Below are 22,335 nucleotides of genomic sequence, written 5' to 3' on the forward strand. Positions count from 1 at the left end.
ATGTTTAAAACAGGGTTATCGGTAGGGGGATTCTGCGAACATCTTTATCCTCATGGAGTGCCTCCCATGAAATCCTGCCCCCCTGGCTCCAATACATCGCTATATTTTCCATATTTTTCTCCTCTAGCAGCAATTGAGAAACGGTCTCTCCTATTTTCCCTGAGAGAAGCGCACTCGTGTTTGAGTCTTCTGCGCTTTCTCCTATAAATAAAGGAATGGATGCCCCTTCGGGCCCGTTGCCGCTATCGGCTATTTCGAGAAGTTCCCTAAGACCCGTGAGTAGATCCTGCCGCGTATTCGCTACGATTGCCGCCCGGCATATCATCGCTTCGCGGCCTGTCTGAAGTGTAAAAGCAATATCTTGTAAGGCATCATCGCTCTGCTGCTCCAGATATCCCAGTAATTGATTGGCAAGCGCCATCAGTCTCTCACGATTTATGTCCGAGAGAATCACCACTTGGGGCTGATCTGCCACTCGTAAATGAATGTTGTCTTTTTCTGAAGGGATATATTCTTCCAGAATGAAATGCACATTAGAGCCTCCCGCACCAAAGGAGCTTACGGTTGCCCGCAACGGGAATTCCCGTTCTTCTCCCTGAATCTCAATTACAGGCCGCTCCCATTCCTGAACCTCCCGTTGCAAATAAAATGGAGTATTACTGAAATTAATATTAGGGTTAAGCTTCTCGGCCTTAATGGTAGGAACCAGTTTTCGATGCCACAATTGCAATATGACCTTGGTTAGCTGTGATATTCCCGAAGCCGCTTCTGCATGCCCTATATTGGATTTGACTGAGCCAATGGCACAAAATTGCTGCTCAGTCGTAAATTTCTGGAATGCTTTATTCAAAGCAGCAAGTTCAATAGGGTCTCCCAATGTAGAACCATTTGCGGCTGCCTCTACATAACTGATCGTCCGGGGGTCTATACCGGCTTTCAAAAAGTTTTCTTCGACTAGTTGCGCCTGCGCATTTGGGTTAGGGATTGTATATCCATTGCTATGTCCCCCATGATTGGTTGCCGTGGATTTAATAACCGCTAAAATGCAATCTCCATCCTGTACAGCCTTATGAAGCGGTTTTAAGAGTACCGCTCCAACTCCTTCCGCTGGAAGGTACCCATCCCCATCTGCAAAGCTTCTGCTATCTTCATGACTTCCAATCAACTGATTTTGACTGGATTCAATATACTTTTTGGGACTGGTCAATAGATTCCCCCCGCCAGCTACCGCTATTTGACACTCTCCCCTGATCAGGCTTTCACATGCCATATGGACAGCTACAGCTGAGGAAGAGCTCATCGTATCAATGGATATGCTCGGTCCCTGGAAATTGAAATAATGCGACATGGGGTTTGCGACTGCAACAGACCCAAATGATGTTACCCGTTGGGCAGAGTCCGGTTCGATATCACAGGAGCAGTATTTATGATACGTAGCGCCCACATAGACGCCAACTTTGTTCTGGTGTTTCTTCTGTATTGCCTCTCGCGTATATCCTGCACTTTCAAGCAAATTCCATATTATCCCCAGGAAGAGTTGCTCCATCGGGTCCATTAAACTGATCTCATAAGGGGTGAGATGAAAGAATGCTGGCTCTGACAAGCTTATTCGTTCCATGAAACCGCCCCACTTGCAGTAGGTTTTTCCCGGCTTGTTTCTCTCCTTGTCAAAATAAAGATCGTGCTCCCAACGGTCTTTTGGAACTTCGGTAATGCAGTCCTTGCTATCTTGGAGATTGCTCCAGAACTCCTGAAGATTTTCCGCCCCTGGATATTTCCCGGACACCCCGATGACAGCAATGTCCATCGCTCCTGTTTCTTGTTTCTTCTCCTCCTGAGCCTCTACCTCGGTTGCCGAAAATTGGGGACGACGGAATATCGGAGAAGGGGCTTTTACCTGCTCCATACCAAACCATTCAATCAATTCGCCTCGATGCGATTCCAGGAAATATTCTATTAAACTCTGAATATTCGGATATTCAAAAAGTAAGGTCCTCGATAGCGGTCCGAAGTTTTTTTCCAGCTCATCGGTTAATTCCATTGACTTTATGGAGTCAACACCGTAGTTTTCCAGATTTTTGTCCTCTTCAATGCGGTGTTCCGGCAGTCCAGTGGACGAAGAGAGCAGGCTCTTTAGGTAACTTGTCATTTTTTCACGCAGCAGCTCTTCTTCCTGGCTGGACACTGCCTTATTTGTTATAGAAGTTGTGTCGGCTTTTGCACCCGCAGCTGCTGCCTGATCTATGCCAAACAAAGCGTTCAATTGGTCTCGATAGGCCTCCACAAAATATTCCGTCAAACTCCGAATATCTGGATATTCAAAAAATAGAGTCCTCGACACCTGATAGAACGTTTTCTCCAGCTGGTCGGTCAACTCCATAGACTTTATAGAATCAACCCCATAATTCTCAAAAGGTGTATTCTCTTCGATTCGATATACTGGCAGGCCAATGGACGATGAAAGCAGAGTCTTCAAGTAATGGACCGTCTTTTCACGCAGCAGGTCCGCTTCTCTGCCGGACACTTCCTTGTTTGCTGCAACAGTTGTGTCAGCTTTCGCGCCTGCCACCGCTACCTGATCTATACCAAACAAAGCAATCAATTGGCCTCGATAGGCTTCCACAAAATAATCCGTTAAACTCCGGATATCCGGATATTCAAAAAATAGAGTCCTCGACACCTGATCGAACGTTTTCTCCAGCTGATCGGTCAACTCCATAGACTTTATAGAATCAACCCCATAATTCTCAAAAGGTGTATTCTCTTCGATTCGATATACTGGCAGGCCGATGGACGTTGAAAGCAGAGTCTTCAAGTAATGGACCGTCTTTTCACGCAACAGGTCTTCTTCTTGGCCGGGCTCTGTCTTGTTTGCTGTGGAGGGAACGATGTTAGCTTCTGACCCGAGCGCCTGATCCCGAGATGCTTTACCGCTTTCTTCAAGCTGTCCCTCCATGACCATCATTGTGCTGATTAGATCTACGTCTCCTTCGATCACCATGACCTGATCCGAAATACAGGCTATGCTTTGGTACAGGGCGCTCATTCCTGTCTCTGTCCTCATCGCATACATACCCACCTTCTGCATGGCCTTCTCCGTCTCCTGGTCAGGCCGCATTCCGCCATCTTTCCATAACGGCCAATTGATGGACAGCGTTTTGCCTGTACGCTCCATGGAGGTTACCAAGGTATTGCGGTACCAGGCATATGCGTCCATAAAAGCATTCGCGGCAGCATAGTCAGACTGACCTGCATTACCACCCACTCCCGAACCTGACGAAAAAAGGATAAAGAAGTCAAGAGCAATGTCCTTACTGGCTTGGTCCAGATTTACCAGTCCCGTAACCTTGGGCGCTAGCACTGCCCTGAATTCCAGGCTAGTCTTTTTAATAATATAGTTATCCTGGATTATTCCAGCACTGTGCAGGATGCCGTTGATTCCGCCGTATGTCTGTTTGATATCTTCAATTAAGCCAAGCACAGCTTCCTTCCGCGTGACATCCGCCTGTTTGTATTCTACCCAGGCGCCCAATGCCTTCAATTCCTCCAATGAAGTCTGCTTGTCCTGATCCAGTAGGGAACGTCCAGTAAGAATCAAAGTCACTTCCTTGGCCTGACGCGCAATCTCTTTAGCAAAAATAAGACCTAAACCCTTTGCTCCTCCAGTAATCAAATAAACCCCGCGGTCTTTCCATGGAATATCCGGTGTTTCTGACGGCATTTCTGCTTTACTCCAGACAGGAATCCAACGTTTGCCTTCTGCAAACCGGATGCGGCTATCCGCAGGGTGTCGGCTGCTCGTCTTTAGTATTTCAATGAGCCCTTCCATTTTTTCTGTACCCTCAACTTCAATTAACTGACCATAGATCTTTGGATTTTCCTTTTGCGCAGTTTTGAGTATGCCGCACAGCCCAGCGAAAAGCAGCTTTTCATGCTGAGGCATCGTTACAATCTGCACCAGCACCTTGCCTTTGGGTTTGTCATTCAGGATACTTTTTATTTTTTCAAAAACCTGGACGGCATACTTTTCGAAGCGCCGATCAACCTCTTCCATACCGGATTGCAGAGTGATACATTCCATTCCTGCCAAGGAGAACTCGATATCTCCTGCAGCAATGGTATCTGTTTCGCAAAGCATTACCACATGTCGTTCGTAAGTGGGAACCATCGTGTCCTCCGCAACCGCCTGTTCTTTCCAGAAGGGTTGGAGCATCATTACACCAGGTGTTTTCTCACATGCGCCCACTACCTTGTAGGAGCATCCTTTTATACGCACGCAGACTTGGCCTGCCTCATCACACAAATCAATGTCATACTTCTGCGTATTATGACCAGCCCCGCTTCCTCTGCTATACCGGATCAACGCCCACATTTCACAGGGACATTCCCGAAAAATTTCGAGTCTCTCAATGGCAGTCGGCCGTATTTTCTGTAGAGGGTCAATGCCTGAAGGCCGCATGATATTTTCATCATTCGAAAACAAGTATGCCGGCGGCATTTGCAAAGCAGCATTTATTATAAAGGGATGCAAAACAAATAAGCCCTCAGTATTCCTTATACCGGAAGGCAACGATAGCTTGGCCAGCACTAACCCCTGTCCTATATGCACTTGTTCATTGGCCTGATGTCCCGAACTGTAGTCGGCCCCCATGCCCCACACTGCTTCATCGTCTATCCCAGGCGAAACATGCTGAAAGCACTCCATCTGCAAAGCCTGTATATCCCACGTTTCCGCTTCATTTAACATCTTCAGTTCGGCACTACCCTGGCTGTGTAAGACAGGGTCCCTGGCTTCTGTTAATCTGCTGTAGATTTTGAAGCCAATCGCTCCTTGATCTCCCGGAAAGAGCCCTATATGTATTTCTAACGGCTGATCTCCTATAGCGGGAGCATGTGTCCATACAATATCTTTAATAATGATGTTTGCCTGACCCTTCTCCTGTACTGTTAACGACTGCTCAACCGCTGCCCGCACCATTTCAAGGCATGCCGCTTCTGACAGGACAAGCTTTCCGTCAACTACGGAGTCCTTCAGATAAAACTCCTGGCCGCTAAAGGTTGAACTAAATCTTTGCTCAGAAAGTACGGAGGTGTTTTGATGCAGTAATGGATGTAGATGTGCATCTGCATTGGCGACAGGCTTTTCTTCATCTACATGTATCCAATAGCGTTCTCTGGCAAAAGGATATGTGGGTAAAGGGATACGGCGGGGCTGGACATTACCGTAAAGTCTGCTCCAGTCCATATGGACACCCTTGACCCACAAGTCTGAGATTCTGCCATACTTTTCCGTTAGAATCTGTAAATCAACCGTTTCATCGAGCGTTTTCTCCTCTGAGGCCATGTTCAAGCTCTCCTTGTCCCGCTTGGCCTGTCCCCGGTAAAGCTGTGCAATACTCTGTCTTCCTCCAATAAAGCCCCGCAACTTGCTTCTAAGTTCCTCCACTGATTCAACGACCACAGCGAGGCGCTCTTCCATCGCCTCACGTCCTGTCTGCAAGGTATAAGCCACATTCACCAAATCGTGATCGGAAAACTCATTCCGATCCATTACAGTAGCCAATTGGCTTACCTGCTCCTTCAATGCTCCATCACTTTTTGCCGACAGAACTATGACGACTGGTCTTGGAGGAGTAAAGGTATTTTGAAATTCATCCTGTTCCGCAGGGAGGTATTCCTCAAGGACGATATGAGCATTAGCCCCACCGGCTCCAAAGGAAGATATCCCGGCGATCCTCGGGTATTCCCGTTGCTCGCCGTCCTCCTCCACTATCGGACGCTCCCATTCAGAAAGCCCCTGTTGGACTACAAATGGCGTTTTGGAAAAGTTTATATTAGGGTTCAGTTTTTGGGAATGCAGGCTAGGGGCAATTTTCCGGTTTTTCATTTGCAAGATGATTTTAGCGATGCCTGCAATCCCTGCGGCCGCCTCTAAATGGCCTATGTTTGATTTTACCGAGCCGATAGCGCAAAACCCCGTGTCCTGCGTATCTTTCTTAAATGCCTGGGTAAGCCCGGTGATTTCAATAGGATCACCGAGCTCCGTTCCAGTACCGTGGGCCTCAATATAACTGACTGCCCGGGCATTTACGCCTGCTTTATCAAAAGCCTCTCTAATCAGTTCACCCTGTGCTACGGGGTTAGGCACGGTATACCCGTTTGTTTTTCCTCCATGGTTGATACGGGTTCCCCGAATAACCGCATAGATATGGTCCTTGTCTGCAATGGCTCGTGACAAAGGTTTGAGCAGTACGACCCCTGCACCTTCGCCAGGGACAAATCCATTCCCGCCTTCCCCAAAGCTTTTACACCGCCCCTCAGGCGATAGCATTCTCATCGTACTGAGAAAGATATAGCTTGAAGGATGAAGATATAAGTTGACTCCTCCAGCAACAGCCATTTCGCATTCACCGTTAAAGATATGCTCACAGGCCTCGTGGATTGCAGTTAATGAGGAAGAGCACATGGTATCAACCGGGATACTGGGCCCCTTTAAGTTCAAGAAATAGGATATTCTGTTGGCTACCGAGCTGAAGGAGGTTCGCGGAAATACGGGTTGTCCTTGTTCCCACAGCTTTGGTCCATATAGATTGAACCCCGTTCCGGTAATTCCTGCAAAGACGCCAATCCGGCCATTATACTGTTCGGCGAGCTGTTCCCTGCTATATCCTGCATCCTCGAAAACCTTCCAGCATTCTTCCAGGAATATTCGCTCCTGAGGATCCATACTCATTGCTTCCCGGGGAGATATATTAAAGAAGAGAGGATCAAAATCTGCAAAACCCTCCACGAATCCTCCATATTTACTATAGCTTTTGCCCTTCTCAACCGCTTCTTTGATGTCGGAACAGTAGAACCCTTCCCTCTTCCAGCGTTCCGCAGGGATTTCTGTTATACAGTCTTTGCCCTGTTCCAGGTTGCTCCAGTACTCTTCCATATTTTTGGCCTGCGGATATCGTCCGCTTATACCAATAATCGCTATTTGCTCGTGTTTCACACGGTCTCTGTTAGTAGCCGTGTTGCGGATACGATTGTTTTCTTCCTTTGGCAGGGGTGACAAAGAAAACTCGCTGGCAGCATGCAAGGTTGCGGAAATGGAGACGGATTTCTCTTCCGTCTTTATCGGGCTTCCGAGTCCTGTCCACCGTACGCATTCCTTGTGATAATCAGCAATAAAATATTCGGCCACTGCCTCCAACGTCTGATATTCATAAAACAAGGTCATTGATATTTCTCCAAAAATCCCCTGCAGCTTTTGATTAAGCCTTGTAATCATGATGGAGTCTATGCCATAGCTCTCCAAAGGCTCGCTGACATCAATCTTGTCAATGCTCAGCTTGGTAACTTCTCCAAACAATAGTTTTAGCTGATGTAAGGTTTTTTCCAGAAGCAGTTCAAGATTCACCTCTGAAGAAGCTGACTCTTCAACATATTCTTTCTCCTGCGGTCGGGACTCCAGGAAATACTTTTGCAATCTGGATTGCTCGCCTTCTATTACTAATAACTGATTCAGACCAGCGGCCAGACCGTTATATAAAGCCTGGATACCGTTTGAAGCTTGCATGGCTACCATGCCAATACTTTGCCAAGCCCTCTCCGTGTCATCGTCCACATGCATCCCTCCATCCTTCCAAAGAGGCCAATTGACAGATAGCGTCTGCCCTTTGCGCCCCTTTGAGGATACAAGGCTGTTTCGATACGCGGCATAGGCATCCATAAAGGCATTAGCGGCAGAATAGTCGGCTTGACCGGGGTTGCCCATAATCCCAGCTATTGAGGAGAAGAGAATAAAGAAATCCAGATGTAGCTCCTTGGTCGCCTGATCTAAGTTCACCAGTCCGGCAACCTTTGGTGCCATTACTTCCGCGAACTCTTCCTGTGATTTATTCATAATAAAACGATCCTGTATTACTCCAGCACTATGAAGGATACCATCAAGGCCTCCATACTCTTCCCTGATCTCAAGGATCAATTTGGAGACCTCTTCCTTCCGTGCTACATCTACCTGTCTGTACTCAACGCGGGTCCCCAGTGCCTTCAACTTCTCCAATATGGCCTGTTTGCCTTCGTTTAGATTTGAACGGCCTACAAGAACTAGCGTGGCTTCCCTGACTCGCTGGGCGATATCCTCCGCAAAAATAAGTCCTAAACCTCCTGCACCACCCGTAATCAAATAAGTCCCCCGATCCTTCCAGGGTACTCTTCCCGTTGTCTCAGTGGGTTTCATCTCGTTCCAACCGAGAACCAAACGTTTACCATCCTCATACCGTATCCTTTTATTCTTTGGATATTGACTGTTCTCTTTTAATTTCTCAATCACCTCTTCCAGACCTACAGATTCCAATTCTACGAGTTGCCCTACGATTTTCGGGTTTTCTTTCTCAGCTGTCTGCAGTAATCCCAACAGTCCTGCGAAAGGTTGCTGAACGCTTTGTGCGGAAACTGCAATCTGTATCAGTACGCTACCCTTGGATTCCTCTATGAGAACCATTTGCACTTCCGTGAGCAGCTGGAGGGCATACGCCTGAAAGCGTTCATCCATGCTGCTTTGGCTGGCATGCAGCTTGATGCAACGGGTTCCTTTCATGAGCGATTCAATGCTGCGCTCCGCGAAATGATCCAGTTCGCAAAGCACCACCAGATGCTGGCTAAATTCAGGGCGTGCCACTTTCTGATGAGCAACTTGCTCTTTCCAGAAAGGCTCAAGCATAAGGACTCCCGTATCCGCCAAGGACCCCGCAGTCCCTGTTCCGCTTTGCGGGGCCTCATGTGAAACCATTTGAGCTTGAAATTGGCGTATTTTTACAATGGCGTCCTCTTTCTGTATCCGTCCGCTTTTTACCTCGCCTAGAATATATTGAAAAAAATCCTTCATCTTCTATTGCCTCCCAGCACGTAGAAACTTCTCATTTACGTATACATATATTGAGGATTTCACTGGCAGCCTCATCAACAGACAGGGTATCGTTCATCATTTCATCCAAGAGTCTGCCGCACAATATATCATCAAAGTCTACATCGCTCTCACCTTGCGAAAATAATGCATAGGCTTTTACTTGATCCTTGCTTTCAGAAGCCCAGTAATGCTCTTTAGCAAAAGGGTAGGTAGGCAGGCTGATACGGTGAGGCATCTTCCCTGTGTAAAGTTTTTCCCAATCCAAATTTATCCCTTTGGCCCACAGCTCCAAAAGCTTGGTATATTTCTTTTTGGAAATCCAAAGATCGATCATTTGTTGCAAGTCTTCGTCCCCCGAAAAAATAGACAACGATTCTCTGTTACGTTTAGCCTGTCCCCTATATAGGTTGAGCATGTTATGGCGTCCATCCACAAAACTCTTTAATTTTTCCTCAAGCTCTGCGGTAGATTCCACAAGTATGGCTAAACGCTCCTCCATCGCTTCGCGCCCCACCTGAAGCGTGTAAGCAATATCCGATAGGCTTGCGGAGAATAGCTGACCCTGAAGAGCATTCAGCAGCTGCCGTCCCTTTTCCTTAAGCTGCTCCTCGCTCTTGGCTGACAACACGATCATGACAGGTCCCTGAGAAGCGGATTCTGTTCCAGACTGTTCCTGATACTCGGGAATATACTCTTCAATCACGATATGAGCGTTTGCCCCGCCTGCACCAAAAGAAGATATTCCAGCCCGTCTTGGATATTCTTTTGTGATTCCATCGGTTGTAATTACCGGTCTCTTCCATTCCTCCAGGCTTTGCTGAACGATAAATGGAGTATTGTTGAAATTAATTTCAGGGTTCAACTTCCTTGAATGTAAGGATGGTACTAGCTGGCTGTGCTTTAGCTGCAACAATATTTTAGTCACTCCTGCAATGCCTGCTGCACTCTCACAATGGCCTATATTGGATTTGACCGCCCCTATGGCGCAGAACTGCTTATCCTTTGTGAATTTTTCGAAAGCCCTTGTCAGTCCTGCAATTTCAATAGGATCTCCCAGAGCTGTACCGGTTCCGTGGGCTTCAATATAACTGACTGTCCTTGCATCGACATCCGCACGCTGGAGCGCTTCTTCAATCAACCAGGATTGAGCTTGAGGGCTAGGTACTGTATAACCGCTGGTTTTACCTGAAGCATTAAGCATGCTCCCTTTGATTACTCCATAAATATGGTCGCCATCTGCAATGGCCTTCTCCAACGGCTTCAACACGATCGCGCCGACACCCTCTCCGTCGACGAATCCATCTGCCTGATCTCCGAATGACTTACATTCACCCGTTTTAGAAAGCATCGTCATAGCCGACAGCTTGATATAGTGTATAGGGTCTACAATCAAGTTGACTCCCCCGGCAATGGCACACTCGCTTGTACCGCTATACAGACTTTCCAAAGCCAAATGGATCGCCGTCAATGAGGAAGAGCAAGCGGTATCTAAGGACATACTCGGACCTTGGAAATCCAAATGATAGGAAACCCGGTTTGAGATGGAATTATATTGAGGTCCCAAACCGTAATTTCCGTTCATAACGCCTGCAAATACACCGACTCTTCTACTCTCACAAAGATTGGCAGGGGTATACCCAGCATCCTCTATGCTTGCATATGCGGCTTCCAGGAAAAGTCTTTCCTGCGGATCCATTGTTTCGGCTTCTGCGGGAGAAATCTTAAAAAATAGCGGATCGAATAAATCAATGCCTTCGATAAAACCGCCCGATTTCGTATAGATTGTGCCCCTTTTCCCTTTTTCTTGGTCAAAGTAGGCCTTCCAATCCCAACGGTCTTTCGGAATTTCAGTTATGCAATTTTTACCTTCTCTTAGATTATTCCAATATTCCTCTATATCACGAGCTCCCGGATAGCGTCCTGACATCCCAACAATCGCAACATCCCTAATATTGGAGGATCGTGTCGTTGGCTTTTCCTTTGTGCTGTCAGAAGGCTTAAGGAAACGCCCTCCCCGGTCAAACTTCATTGGGACAGTAGCGAGTAATTGTGAAGCAGGGACCTCTTCAACTCTGGAAGTCTCTTCGGTCAACTCCTGTTCCTTCATTCCTACCAGCTTCTTCAACGAGTCCTTTTGCGTTTGAAGAAGGTATGCTACTAGATCATCTATGGTGTTGTACTCAAAAAACAGCGTGCTGGCAAAATCCTCGATGACTTCACGCAAAACATTTGTGATTTGCACAACCAATATCGAGTCGATTCCATACTCTTCCAGGGCAACCGTTGAGTCGATACTTCCCGGTTCCATTTTTAGCGTCTCACCAAGCAAATGTTTAAAGTACGCCGTACTTTTTTCACGCAGCACATGCTCTACCTCTGCTTGTGCTACCTCTATTTTGGGTTGAGATTGTTGTTTCACTGATACCGTTTCTACGGTTCTTTTCTCTATCAATATTGATCTTCGTTTGTGCTGTCGCTTTTGCCGAACCAAGCCATCGCTTTGGGCTGCAACAATCTGCTGGCCCCAATCATGCGCCTCTTGCGCCGGGAAGAACGCTGCATGGAAGCCTTCTTTGTCCAGTACGGTTTCCCATATTTGAGGGTGAAGCCCTGGACATCCAGGAATACGCCATTCCGGATCCTCATACGCCCACCAGCCATCTAGCAATCCGAAGGTAAGGTGGGTAAACACGCTACTACCTGTGATTTCATTGAGCAGGAGCAAGCCGTTGCTTTTCAAAACCGCTTTAGCATTACGTAACGCCTGGCGGATGTCTTTTGCGGTATGAAGTACATTAGCGGCAATGACAATATCATATTTACCCGTCTCAACACCTTGCCCAGCAATAGGTTCTTCAACATTAAAAATCTGGTAGCTGAGATACGGATTATGCGGCCCATACTCTTTTTCCGCGTGCATCAAAAAGGCTTTGGAAATATCGGTATAGCAATATTCCTGAATGTGTTTGCGGTATGGGCGCAATTTCAGGAATAGCGTGGCACTGGTTCCTCCGGTGCCCGCTCCGATTTCCAGAATTCTGATTTTCGCAGTGGAGTCGGCCATAATCCTCTCCTGAATATAAGCGGCAGTAGTATCGGCAAGTACTTCATTAAAGTAGTCCACCACCAGATTGTTCTTGTAAATTCCTTCCACTAGTTCCATTGAGGAATTGGGAAAGATGACTTCAGTCGCAGGCGATTTTCCGGTAAGCACTTCCGGTAAAGCCCGTAGCGTTGTCTCAACCAAATTAACCCTTGCTCTCATCTGCGGATATTGTAGCCATGTACGCTTGCGCTCTTCCCATTCCTGCCAGACATCATCTCGATCCGTCAAGCTGGAGTTTCTACCTGATAGGTCGTTATCCATCTGTGTCAAAATCTCCATGCTCTCTTTCAGCCATTTGCCATATAGCTCAGGTAGTCCGAGTTTATTTTTGAACTCGTCGACGGACTGACGATCTGTCCCTGATAACCCCATGGACAAGAGCTGCTCCCGCAACAACCTGCTTAGGAGATGTTCCATCTCCCTTTCCTGGAGGTCGCCCATATCGTCTGCAGCATAGTTTTCGATAAAATGGCTTCTTGATTGTATTGCTGTAGCAATATTTTCCTGTATATCCCTGAGATTCGGATCCGAATTAGGCGGGTAGAGATCAATCTCTTCCGTCGGATTAGTCCCTTCCATCTCCAAATGTCTTGTTGTTTTCATAAGCCCCATTTGGTCAACTGGTGAGGCAAGAAGCGTCTCAAGCGCCTCCATCCCCTCCTGCGGGTCAATGAGCCCAACACCTATTTGCGCCAGTCTGGAGTAATTTTCTACCTCCTGCCCTCCATTTTGAGAGGCATTGTTTTCGCCGCTCCCCCAGTATCCCCAGTTCATGACCTTCACCGGACAACGCCATTCCTGCGAAAGACGATGCGCAAACGCGTCTTTAAAGGTACTTCCGGCAGCATAGCTACTTTGTCCCGGATTCTTTACATAGGTAATCATGGAAGAGAAGAACAATACGAAATCCAACGGCTCATTTTGGAAGACCTGAGCCATGCGTACACTTACATCAACCTTTGCTGAAAGCCCTGACCGGAGCTCTTCCTCCGTCAAATCTTCCAAGCCCTTCTCCAAAAATGAAATGGCTGAGTGGACCACTCCGTTTATGTTGGAGTACCGCTGTTTTATTTCCTCATATGCCCGCTGCAGCTCCCTTTCGTCTGCTACATCCGCCGTGATATAGCATGGAACAGGTCCCAGGCCTTCAAATCCGTCCAGTTTGGCCTGGATAGAGGCATCCTTTTGCCTTCTGCCTAGCCACACCATCTGGGCCTGGTAGGTACAGGCCATATACTTGCTCCAAGCCTCTCCGATAGTGCCGGCACCCCCGATGACCACATAGACGCCTCCGGTTTTGTATAGCGTCTGTCCTTTTAAACCTGAAGTCTGTTTGAATGGGACCAAGTGCTGCCGGTACCACTGCCCATTTCTGTAAACCCACATCCGTCCTTGTCGGTCCGAAGGCAGCGTAAACATATCGGATAGCGGCCAGTCATCATCGGATTGCAGGTCAAGGATACGGATTTTCCAGTTCGGATATTCTTTGGCCATGGTGCCTACCAGCCCATGAAGACTTGCGTGAGTCGGGTTGACTGTATCGTTCTGATCCATCGGCTGAGCTTGATTGGTTATCGTTGTCCAGCCTTGCTTTTTCGTCCCGTATCCCAATAAAAGCATCGCTTTGACCATTCTAAAGAAGAGAAGGACTCCCTGCTCCTGTTCCTTGATCAAGGACTCGGCAGTCACCGATTCGACGGAAACACAGGGTGCAATCCACAGGATATGGTCAACGGCTCCATATTCTTCTACCTTTGAGGCAACTGTTTCAATGGAATCGTGCGCTTGAAGCTCCAAGAAATGCGCCCTAGGATAATACTCCCGGATGGCCTGTCTGTCTTTGTCAGTACCACCTGCAATGACCAATCGGTCTGTCGGTGACGGGGAAACGACATCTTTTTTTACAGCAGCAGGGTCCCATTTCGGGATGAGCATTACGGATCCTACAAGCGGGTCGGCGGCACTTTCTCCTGCCGCTGCGCCTTGTGCATTTTCAATGCCGACTTCTCCTTCCAGCGCCCGGGTGGATAATCCTGTTATTCTGACGCAAATAGTTCCTTCCTCATCACACAAGTCAATATTAAGCTTCTGTACCTTGTCTTCTTTCTTGCTGCCCTCGCTGTATTGAATCAACGACCACATGTTCGGGGTGCATGCCCCATAAATCTCAATCTCTTGGAGGGCAAACGGCATATGAGGCGTAGCTGGTACAGCGCTACCCGACAACCCTCCGTTCTCTTGGCCCATAATTAGCCCGATGGATGCATGCAAGGCCGAATCCAGCAAGCTGGGGTGAAGAACCAAGCTGTCCGCCATATTAGAAATGAAGGAAGGCAATGCCAGCTTGGCTAGTACCCTGCCCGGATGTGTATATACCTTCTCCACACATCTGTATGCCGGGCCATAATCCATTCCCATTTCCTCGAAGATTTCATAACATTGCGATCCGTTAAACCTGTGTTGACCAAAATCTGCCTGTAACGCCTTAAGGTTTAGTGTCGGTTTTTGCTCTACGCAAACCTGCACCGCATCACCTTGGCTATGCACGGTATGCCCTCTTTCGCTTCCTACTTGCCCGCTATACACTTCAAAGCTGATTTTTCCAGTGTCTTCCAGGTAGAGCCTGGTGTGTACAGAAACTGGCTGGTTATCCACCACAATGGGCCGAATCCAGTTTACATTTTTCAAACGGATTCCTGTTGTGCTGTTGTCCATATCTCCTGTGGAACGTTCTACAGCCGCCCGTACCATCTCAAGATAGGCTACGCCAGGCAGAACCTTTTGACCTTTCACAACATGATCCTTGAGGAAAAATTCCTCGCCTGTAAACGTTGAACTGAACCGCTGTTCCAGAAAGTCTGAAGTGTTCTGATGCAGTAAAGGTGTCAAAAAGGATGATTGGGACGAAGCGGCTTCTGTTATTGCGGCGCTCTTTTCCTCATGTACGGGTATCCAATAGCTTTCTCTGGCAAAAGGATAGGTTGGCAGACTCATCCTGCGAGGCTTCACATCCTCATAAAGCTTGTTCCAATCCAAAATCAGTCCCGTAACCCAAAGTTCAGCGAGCTTTCCATACTTCCCTTTGTCCACCCATGCATCAATCATTTTAGCCATATCTTCATCGACTTCCTGAGTGACAAGCCCTCCTCTATTACGCTTTACCTGTCCTCTATACAGTTCTTCTACGCCTTCCTTTTTTTGTAGGAAGCCTTCCAATTTCCAGTCAAGCTCTTGGATGGATTTTGCAATGATCGCCAGACGTTCGTCCATCGCTTCTCGCCCGATTTGCAGCGTGTAGGCGATATCTGAGAGACTTGTATGCGGGTCATTCAGCTCTCTGAGTGCAGACAGCAATCTTTGCACCTGCTCGTCCAGTCTTTCCTTATTTTTGGCCGACAACACGACTATGACAGGATTCAGGGATACAGGCGCAGCTTGCTGCTGACTAGCTTCTTCTGGAATATATTCTTCGATAACCACATGAGCGTTAGAGCCCCCAGCACCAAAGGCCGATACTCCTGCTGCCCTTGGGTATTCTCTGGTTTCACCGTTGATAGCAACTACTGGTCTTTTCCACTCTTCTAACCCTTGCTGAACTTTAAAGGGACTATCGCTGAAGTCGATATTGGGATTTAAGGTACTTGCATGTAGCGAAGGCACGATTTGTTTATATTTCAACTGCATAAGCACCTTTGTCACCGCGGCGATACCAGCAGCACTCTCACAATGCCCGATATTAGACTTCGCCGACCCGATTGAACAGAACTGCTTATCGCCGGTATATTTCCGGAAGGCCTTCTGTAAGCCTGCAATTTCAATCGGGTCTCCCAGTGGAGTTCCTGTTCCATGGGCTTCTATATAGCTGATGGTTCTGGGGTTGATTCCTGCCTCCTTAATTGCCTGACCAATCACACGGGCCTGTGCGTTGGGGTTAGGTACGGTATAGCCGTTGGTTTTTCCCCCGTGGTTCACTGCAGTTCCTTTGATAACTCCATATATCCGGTCTCCGTCTGCTATGGCTTTGGCTAATGGCTTGAGCAGCAAAGCCCCGACTCCTTCTCCCGGTACATATCCGTCTCCCTGTCCGAAGCTTTCACATCTCCCATTGCTTGATGCAAAACTTCCCTGTCCCAACAATAGGTATTTGTTAGGATGGATGGAGACGTTGACCCCTCCTGCTACTGCCAGTTCGCATTCTCCATGCTGTAGTCCATGACAGGCCATATGAATTGATGTCAGTGACGAGGAGCACATGGTATCTACAGCGATACTTGGCCCTTGAAAATTACAAAAATACGATACCCGGTTGGCAACCGCCGAGGCATTCCCGAGAAGTCCAATCATCCTTCCCTTGGCTTGTTCCTGGGCTCCATAGAGTTGATACTCATGGTACATCACTCCGACGTAAACCCCGACATTGCCTTCTATGCCGCCAAGCTCCCGCTCTGCACAAAGGGTTTCTCTCGTATAACCTGCATCCTCTATCGTTTCATAAACGCATTCCAGGAATAAGCGCTCCTGCGGGTCCATCGTTTCCGCTTCCCTTGGCGAAATATTGAAAAACAACGGGTCAAACCAGTCCACTCCATCGATGAACCCTCCCCACTTGCTGTAGGTTTTTCCGGGCTTGCCTCTGTTTTCATTAAAGTACAGACTGTGATCCCAGCGTTCCTTAGGAATCTCTGTAATGCAATCCTTTCCATCCCTTAGGTTGTCCCAGAACTCTCGGATACCCAATGCTCCCGGATATCTCCCCGACACGCCGATAATTGCAATGTCTAATGCCTTCTTCTCCTGATGTGGCTGTATACCTGTCGGGAAAAGCCATGGACGCCTACGATTAGCCGATATCGAGACTAAAGGCTCTATGGTTGCTTTTATAGGTACTTTCGGGCCTGCATCAGGAGCCGTATTCTTCTCTGTCGCTTCTACAGCATCAATCAGCCGACCGCGATACGATTCAAGGAAATAACCCGTCAATGACCGGAGATTCTGGTATTCAAAAAATAATGTTTTCGGTAATGAGCCGAAAGTCTTTTCCAATTCATTGGTAAGCTGCATAACCAGTATGGAGTCAATCCCATACCTGTCCATTGGTGCATTTACATCTATACTTTCAGCGGGCAGCTTGATCACGGTTGAAAGTACCGTTTTCAAATAACCCTCCGCTTTTTCCCTTAGCCATTCTTCTCCGATAAGCGGTGCTCCTCCGCTTTCCATTACAGATCGGCCTGAGACATCAGTTTCCGAGAGCTGGCCTAAAATTGCCGCTTTAATCCTTTGGGGATACCCTTCGATCACCATAACCTGACTTCTGCCGGAAGACAGGCTTTGATACAAAGCTTTGATTCCATTCTCCGTTTGCATGGCAATCATGCCCAGGCCTTGCATCGCCCTTTCCGTTTCCAGGTCGACATGCATGCCTCCATCCTTCCACAGAGGCCAGTTTATCGACAGCGTTTGCCCCTGGCGCTGCTTTGCTGTCACCAAAGCATTTCGATAGGAGGCATACGCATCCATGAATCCATTAGCAGCGGAGTAGTCAACCTGTCCTACATTGCCAAGGCTTCCTGCGCCTGAAGAAAATAAGATAAAGAAGTCCAGAGGCAGGTCTCTGCTGGCCTGGTCCAGATTCATCACCCCTGAAACCTTCGGAGTCAGCACTTCTCTAACCTCTTCTTTAGTCTTCTTGATGATGAAGTTGTCCAGAATCACTCCGGCTGTGTGCAAAATACCGTTAAGGCCGCCAAATTGCTCGACGATGCCATGAATTAGCCCGGTAACCGATTCGTTGTGGCCCACATCCGCCTGTTGATACTCTATATGACCGCCCAGCACTCTCAGTTCGCTCAACAGAGCCTTTTGGTCCGCAGAAAGTGATGACCGACCCACCAATACGACGGTGGAGTTTTTCACATTGCGCACAATGTCTCTGGCAAAAATGAGCCCCAGGCCGCCTAAGCCACCAGTAATGAGATAAATCCCACCATCTCTCCACGGCAGGTCTGCATCTTCACGTAAGGCTTCAATTTCTTGCCACATTAAAGCCTGTCGTTTGTCCCCTTGGTACCGTATCCGTTCGTTATGCCGGTCACTTCGGTTCCCTTGTAGTTTCTCAATGATTCCTTCGAAATCATTCTCTACATCAAGCTCAAGCAACTGACCCATGACATTCGGATTTTCTTTTTGAGCGGTTTTCAGCATTGCAAAGAGCCCGGAATAAACCTGTTGGTCCTTCCGAGCGCGGGTTGCAAGCTGTATCAAAACTTTCTGTTTTGGGATGTCTAGCAGGATGCTTTGCAATTCTTCAAATATCTGAATGGTATAATCTTCAAACCGACTGTCCATATCCATGCTGGAGGACTGTAAAACAAGGCAGCGAGTACCATCCATGTGGGCTTCAATATCCTCCCCGGAGATACCATCCACTTCACACAGGATCACAACATGCTGGATATCTTCGTTAGCGTTCACCCCTGTGGTGACAGGCATCTCCTGCCAGATAGGCTCAAGCATCAGTGTACCCATATCCTCAGTGATGCTGGCTTGCCGCACATCTCCTTCCAAAGCTCTGGATAAAAGCCCTTTGAGCTGCACGCAAATCTTCCCGGTCTCATCGCACAGATCAATATCCACCTTGCTTAATCCATTCGACGTCTCTTCACTCCCATGTTGCGAGATCCGGGCCCACATCACTGGAGTGCATTTTTCGGATATCTTCAGTTCCTCCAAAGCAAAGGGTAACGCAGGCTTGCCTACAGGCAAATTTTCTTCCGAACCCATTACCAAGCCGATTGTGGCCTGCAAAGTTGAATCCATCAAAGCTGGATGCAGTACAAATTCAGTTTGAGTATGGAGTACAGCGGATGGTAGGGACAGCTTGGCCAGCACGTAATCCTTTCCTCGAAAGATTGCCTCAATACCACGGTGTGCGGGTCCATAGTCTATCCCCATGGCTTTGAAAGCTTCATAGCATTGGCTCGAAGAAAGTGGTGTGAGGGTACAGTCTGCCCGTAAGACATTCAGGTCCAGATACTGTATCTCCCCAACCCTCTCCAACACAGCCATTCCCTGACTGTGTATAATACCTTCAGCGTCGGCCCCTTCCATCCCGCTGCATATTTCAAACGCAATCTCTCCATTGTCCTGGGGATATAGACTGATGAGTACCCTGACCGGTCCGTCTGCTACAACCACAGGCCGAGCCCATACGATATTTTTCAGCTGAATATGGGTCCCGCCTTCTACTACGGCCCCCACTGCCTCTTCTACAGCTGCTCGCACCATTTCGAGGTAAGCCACCCCGGGTAATGTTTGTTGACCCTTGATTCTGTGGTCTGACAGGAAAAATTCCCGGCCTGTAAAAGTAGAGCTATAACGTTGTCCGGAGAGATCGGAAATATTCTGATGCAATAAAGGATGAATTTGGGCAGTCATAGCCAGATTTACACTGCCTTGTCCAGTGTCTGTTTCGGATAACCAATAGCGTGCCCTTTCGAAAGGATAGGTCGGCAGACTGATTCGTCTGGGCTTGATATCTCCATAAAGTGCGTCCCATTCAATGCTTGCGCCATTGGCCCACAATTTGGCTACCTTATCAAGTCTTTTCTTCTCAGTCCAGGCCCGAACCAGGGTTCCGGTGTCTTCGTCCGAATCCAAGAGTTCGATTCCGCCACCTGGATAGTTCACACGGCCGATCAGCACTTTTTCCGACGAGTTTCCGTTAATAAAATGTTCAAGTTCATCTATCAGATTTTCTCTTGAATCCGTCAAAAACGCGAGACGCCAGTCCATGGCCTCTCTTCCCACTTGCAAGGTATAGGCCAGGTCCGTGAGATTAACGCTTTCGTGCAACTTAACAAAATTCATCATATCTGCTGCATAGGTTTTCAAGGATTGTTCACTTTTAGCGGACAGCACAAATAGTCCCGGGTTGTCTTTACCCACTGGGGGTAGATTCACCGCAGAGACTACAGGAACATATTCTTCAATAACCATATGAGCGTTAGTGCCGCTAAATCCGAAAGAACTTACGCCCGCACGCCGGGGTACTCCCGGTTCGGGCTCCCAGCTTTGCAGACTGGTGTTAATATAGAACGGGCTATCCTCCAGAGAAATATGCTCATTTAAGGATTCGAAATGAATGGTAGGCGGCAATTGGTGGTGCTTCATGGCCAGCAGCACTTTCATCACACTGGCCACTCCGGCCGCAGTCATCATATGACCCATATTGCTTTTCAGTGACCCCAATGCGCAATAGCCCTTCTTGCTTGTATAGGATCGGAATGATTCCGTAAGTCCCTCCACCTCGATAGGATCACCCAGCTTTGTTCCTGTTCCGTGGGCCTCTATCATGGAGATGGTTTCGGGATGAATGTTAAACCGTCGATATACGTCTTTTTCCAGCGAGATTTGTGAATTTACACTTGGGGCAGTTATTCCGTTGGTTTTTCCATCCTGGTTCATTCCCCATCCCCGAATAACTCCATATATGGAGTCCTTGTCTCTGACTGCATCAGAGAGCCGTTTTAATAAAATGACCCCAACTCCTTCTCCGGGGACAAACCCGTTTGCACGGGCATCAAAGGTAAAGCACCGTCCATCCTTGGACAGCATTCCTGCCTTGCTAGTCATAACATGCATCCCCGGACCAGCCATAATCATGACTCCGCCTGCCAGAGCAAGGTCACTTGTTTCTAAAAGGAGACTGTTGCAGGCTTCAGCAATAGCCACCAGAGAGGAAGAGCATGCGGTATCAATAGCCAAAGAAGGACCTTTCAAATTTAGCAGATACGAAATCCGAGCGGATAGAATTGAAGGAGACCCTCCCATAAGAACCTGCGCATTTAACCCCTGCCCACTCATGGACCTCCCATAATCACTGGCTGCACAACCTACAAAAACACCGCAGCGGCTCTCCGACAGTGAGGCTGGATTTAATCCGGCATCTTCAATGCATTTCCAGCTGCTTTCAAGAAACAGGCGCTGTTGAGGATCCATCATCTCTGCTTCTGCAGGGGATATATTAAAGAACAACGGGTCAAATTTATCTACATCCTCTAAAACACCCATCCATTTGCTATAGGTTTTTCCCTGAGCCTTGGGATCGGTATCGTAATATTCATCGATTGACCATCGCGTTGAAGGGATTTCCGATATACAATCCCTGCCCTGAGCCAGATTGTCCCAAAATTCAGCCAAAGTCCTGGATTCTGGGAATTGCCCTGCCATACCAATAATTGCGATAGACTCCTTATGTTCCTGACCGCGCGGCATATCTGGCATAGCTTTTTTAGAATCAGCATGCTTGACCGTTTTGTGGGAATCATTGCTATTCGGCAGCTGTCCATAGGCAAATTGAATCCGTTCTTTAACCTCTTGCTGATTTACAAACGTTTTATCCTGCATTTTTATTTCTTTTTCAATAGTAGCCGCCAGCTTTTCTCTTATCGATTGGGCCATATGGTTTTTCAGCTCAATTAATGACTCCCTGGGAGACTCGGACAGTTTTCTTGCCAGCTGCATGGCGTACGGCACCACTTCATTTCTCGGCACTACCGGAAAAGGAACCCCTTTGGTTTCCAGTTCCGAACCACTATATCTAGTACCTGTAAATAAAATTTCCTGTGCCATACTAACCCCGAATTTCTCAGGGAAAATCAGGGTCGAACCCGCTCCGGGAGTAAAGCCGTACTTCATAAAGTTAGTAGTATAGATGCTTTCCCGACTCATCACGATAAAATCGCAAAACATCCCCATGCACCAGCCAGCACCAATCCCATGTCCCTGCATAGCAGCGATGACGGGCAGCTTGCAATCCAAAGCAATCTTGTAAACATTGGTATCGCTATATTTCGCCTTTCCCTCATGGATAGCCAGCAACCCCTCTTGGGTGCCTCCTGTGGCAAAGTAGGTGTCATATCCCGTCAGAATCACAACTTTATAATTCTCGTTAGCCTGCACTGTCTCAAACGCCTGATTCAGGCCAATAATTAGTTCATCGGAAAATGTATTTTTGTGCGCCGTGTCCTTCATTTTCAACAAGACAATCCCGTGCTCAAATTCCTGCAATTCAACCACAGACTGTACCTTCATTTGGGGGGCGCTTATCTCCTGCCCATCCTCCGACGTGTGGAAGCTGTCCAATGGTTGCAACGTGAAAGCCCGTCCTTCTGATAATTCCTGTGGACTGGCTTCCAATGATTCATCCGGGAGCTCGCCAATAAATTGAAGCAATTGTTTTTCAGCATCTTCATAATTGATTTCCCCTGCTTGCACCGCACGAAAAATATCTTTTGAATCCATAAACATGTCCTCCTAGCTGTATGAAATA

2 protein-coding genes are annotated in these 22,335 nt (G+C 47.7%); both read right to left on the minus strand.

Annotated features, from left to right (window positions below):
- Window positions 1–4: 4 nt before the first annotated feature.
- A complete protein-coding gene (locus tag ACM1ND_RS17315) occupies window positions 5–8,875 on the minus strand; it encodes an SDR family NAD(P)-dependent oxidoreductase (protein WP_418026382.1) in 8,871 nt (2,956 codons plus the stop codon).
- A 31-nt stretch (window positions 8,876–8,906) separates the two neighbouring features.
- The gene (locus ACM1ND_RS17320) at window positions 8,907–22,307 is read right to left on the minus strand and encodes an SDR family NAD(P)-dependent oxidoreductase (protein WP_418026383.1); all 13,401 of its coding nucleotides are present in this window, start codon (window positions 22,305–22,307) and stop codon (window positions 8,907–8,909) included.
- Between the last annotated feature and the right edge of the window lie 28 nt (window positions 22,308–22,335).

Origin of the sequence: Paenibacillus sp. JJ1722 (assembly GCF_048282685.1) — a bacterium.
Classification (GTDB): domain Bacteria; phylum Bacillota; class Bacilli; order Paenibacillales; family Paenibacillaceae; genus Paenibacillus; species Paenibacillus polymyxa_B.

Coding starts and splice junctions, on each gene's coding strand:
- ACM1ND_RS17315 (WP_418026382.1), bottom strand. CDS start 8,875: ATGAAGGATTTTTTTCAATATATTCTAGGCGAGGTAAAAAGCGGACGG.
- ACM1ND_RS17320 (WP_418026383.1), bottom strand. CDS start 22,307: ATGGATTCAAAAGATATTTTTCGTGCGGTGCAAGCAGGGGAAATCAAT.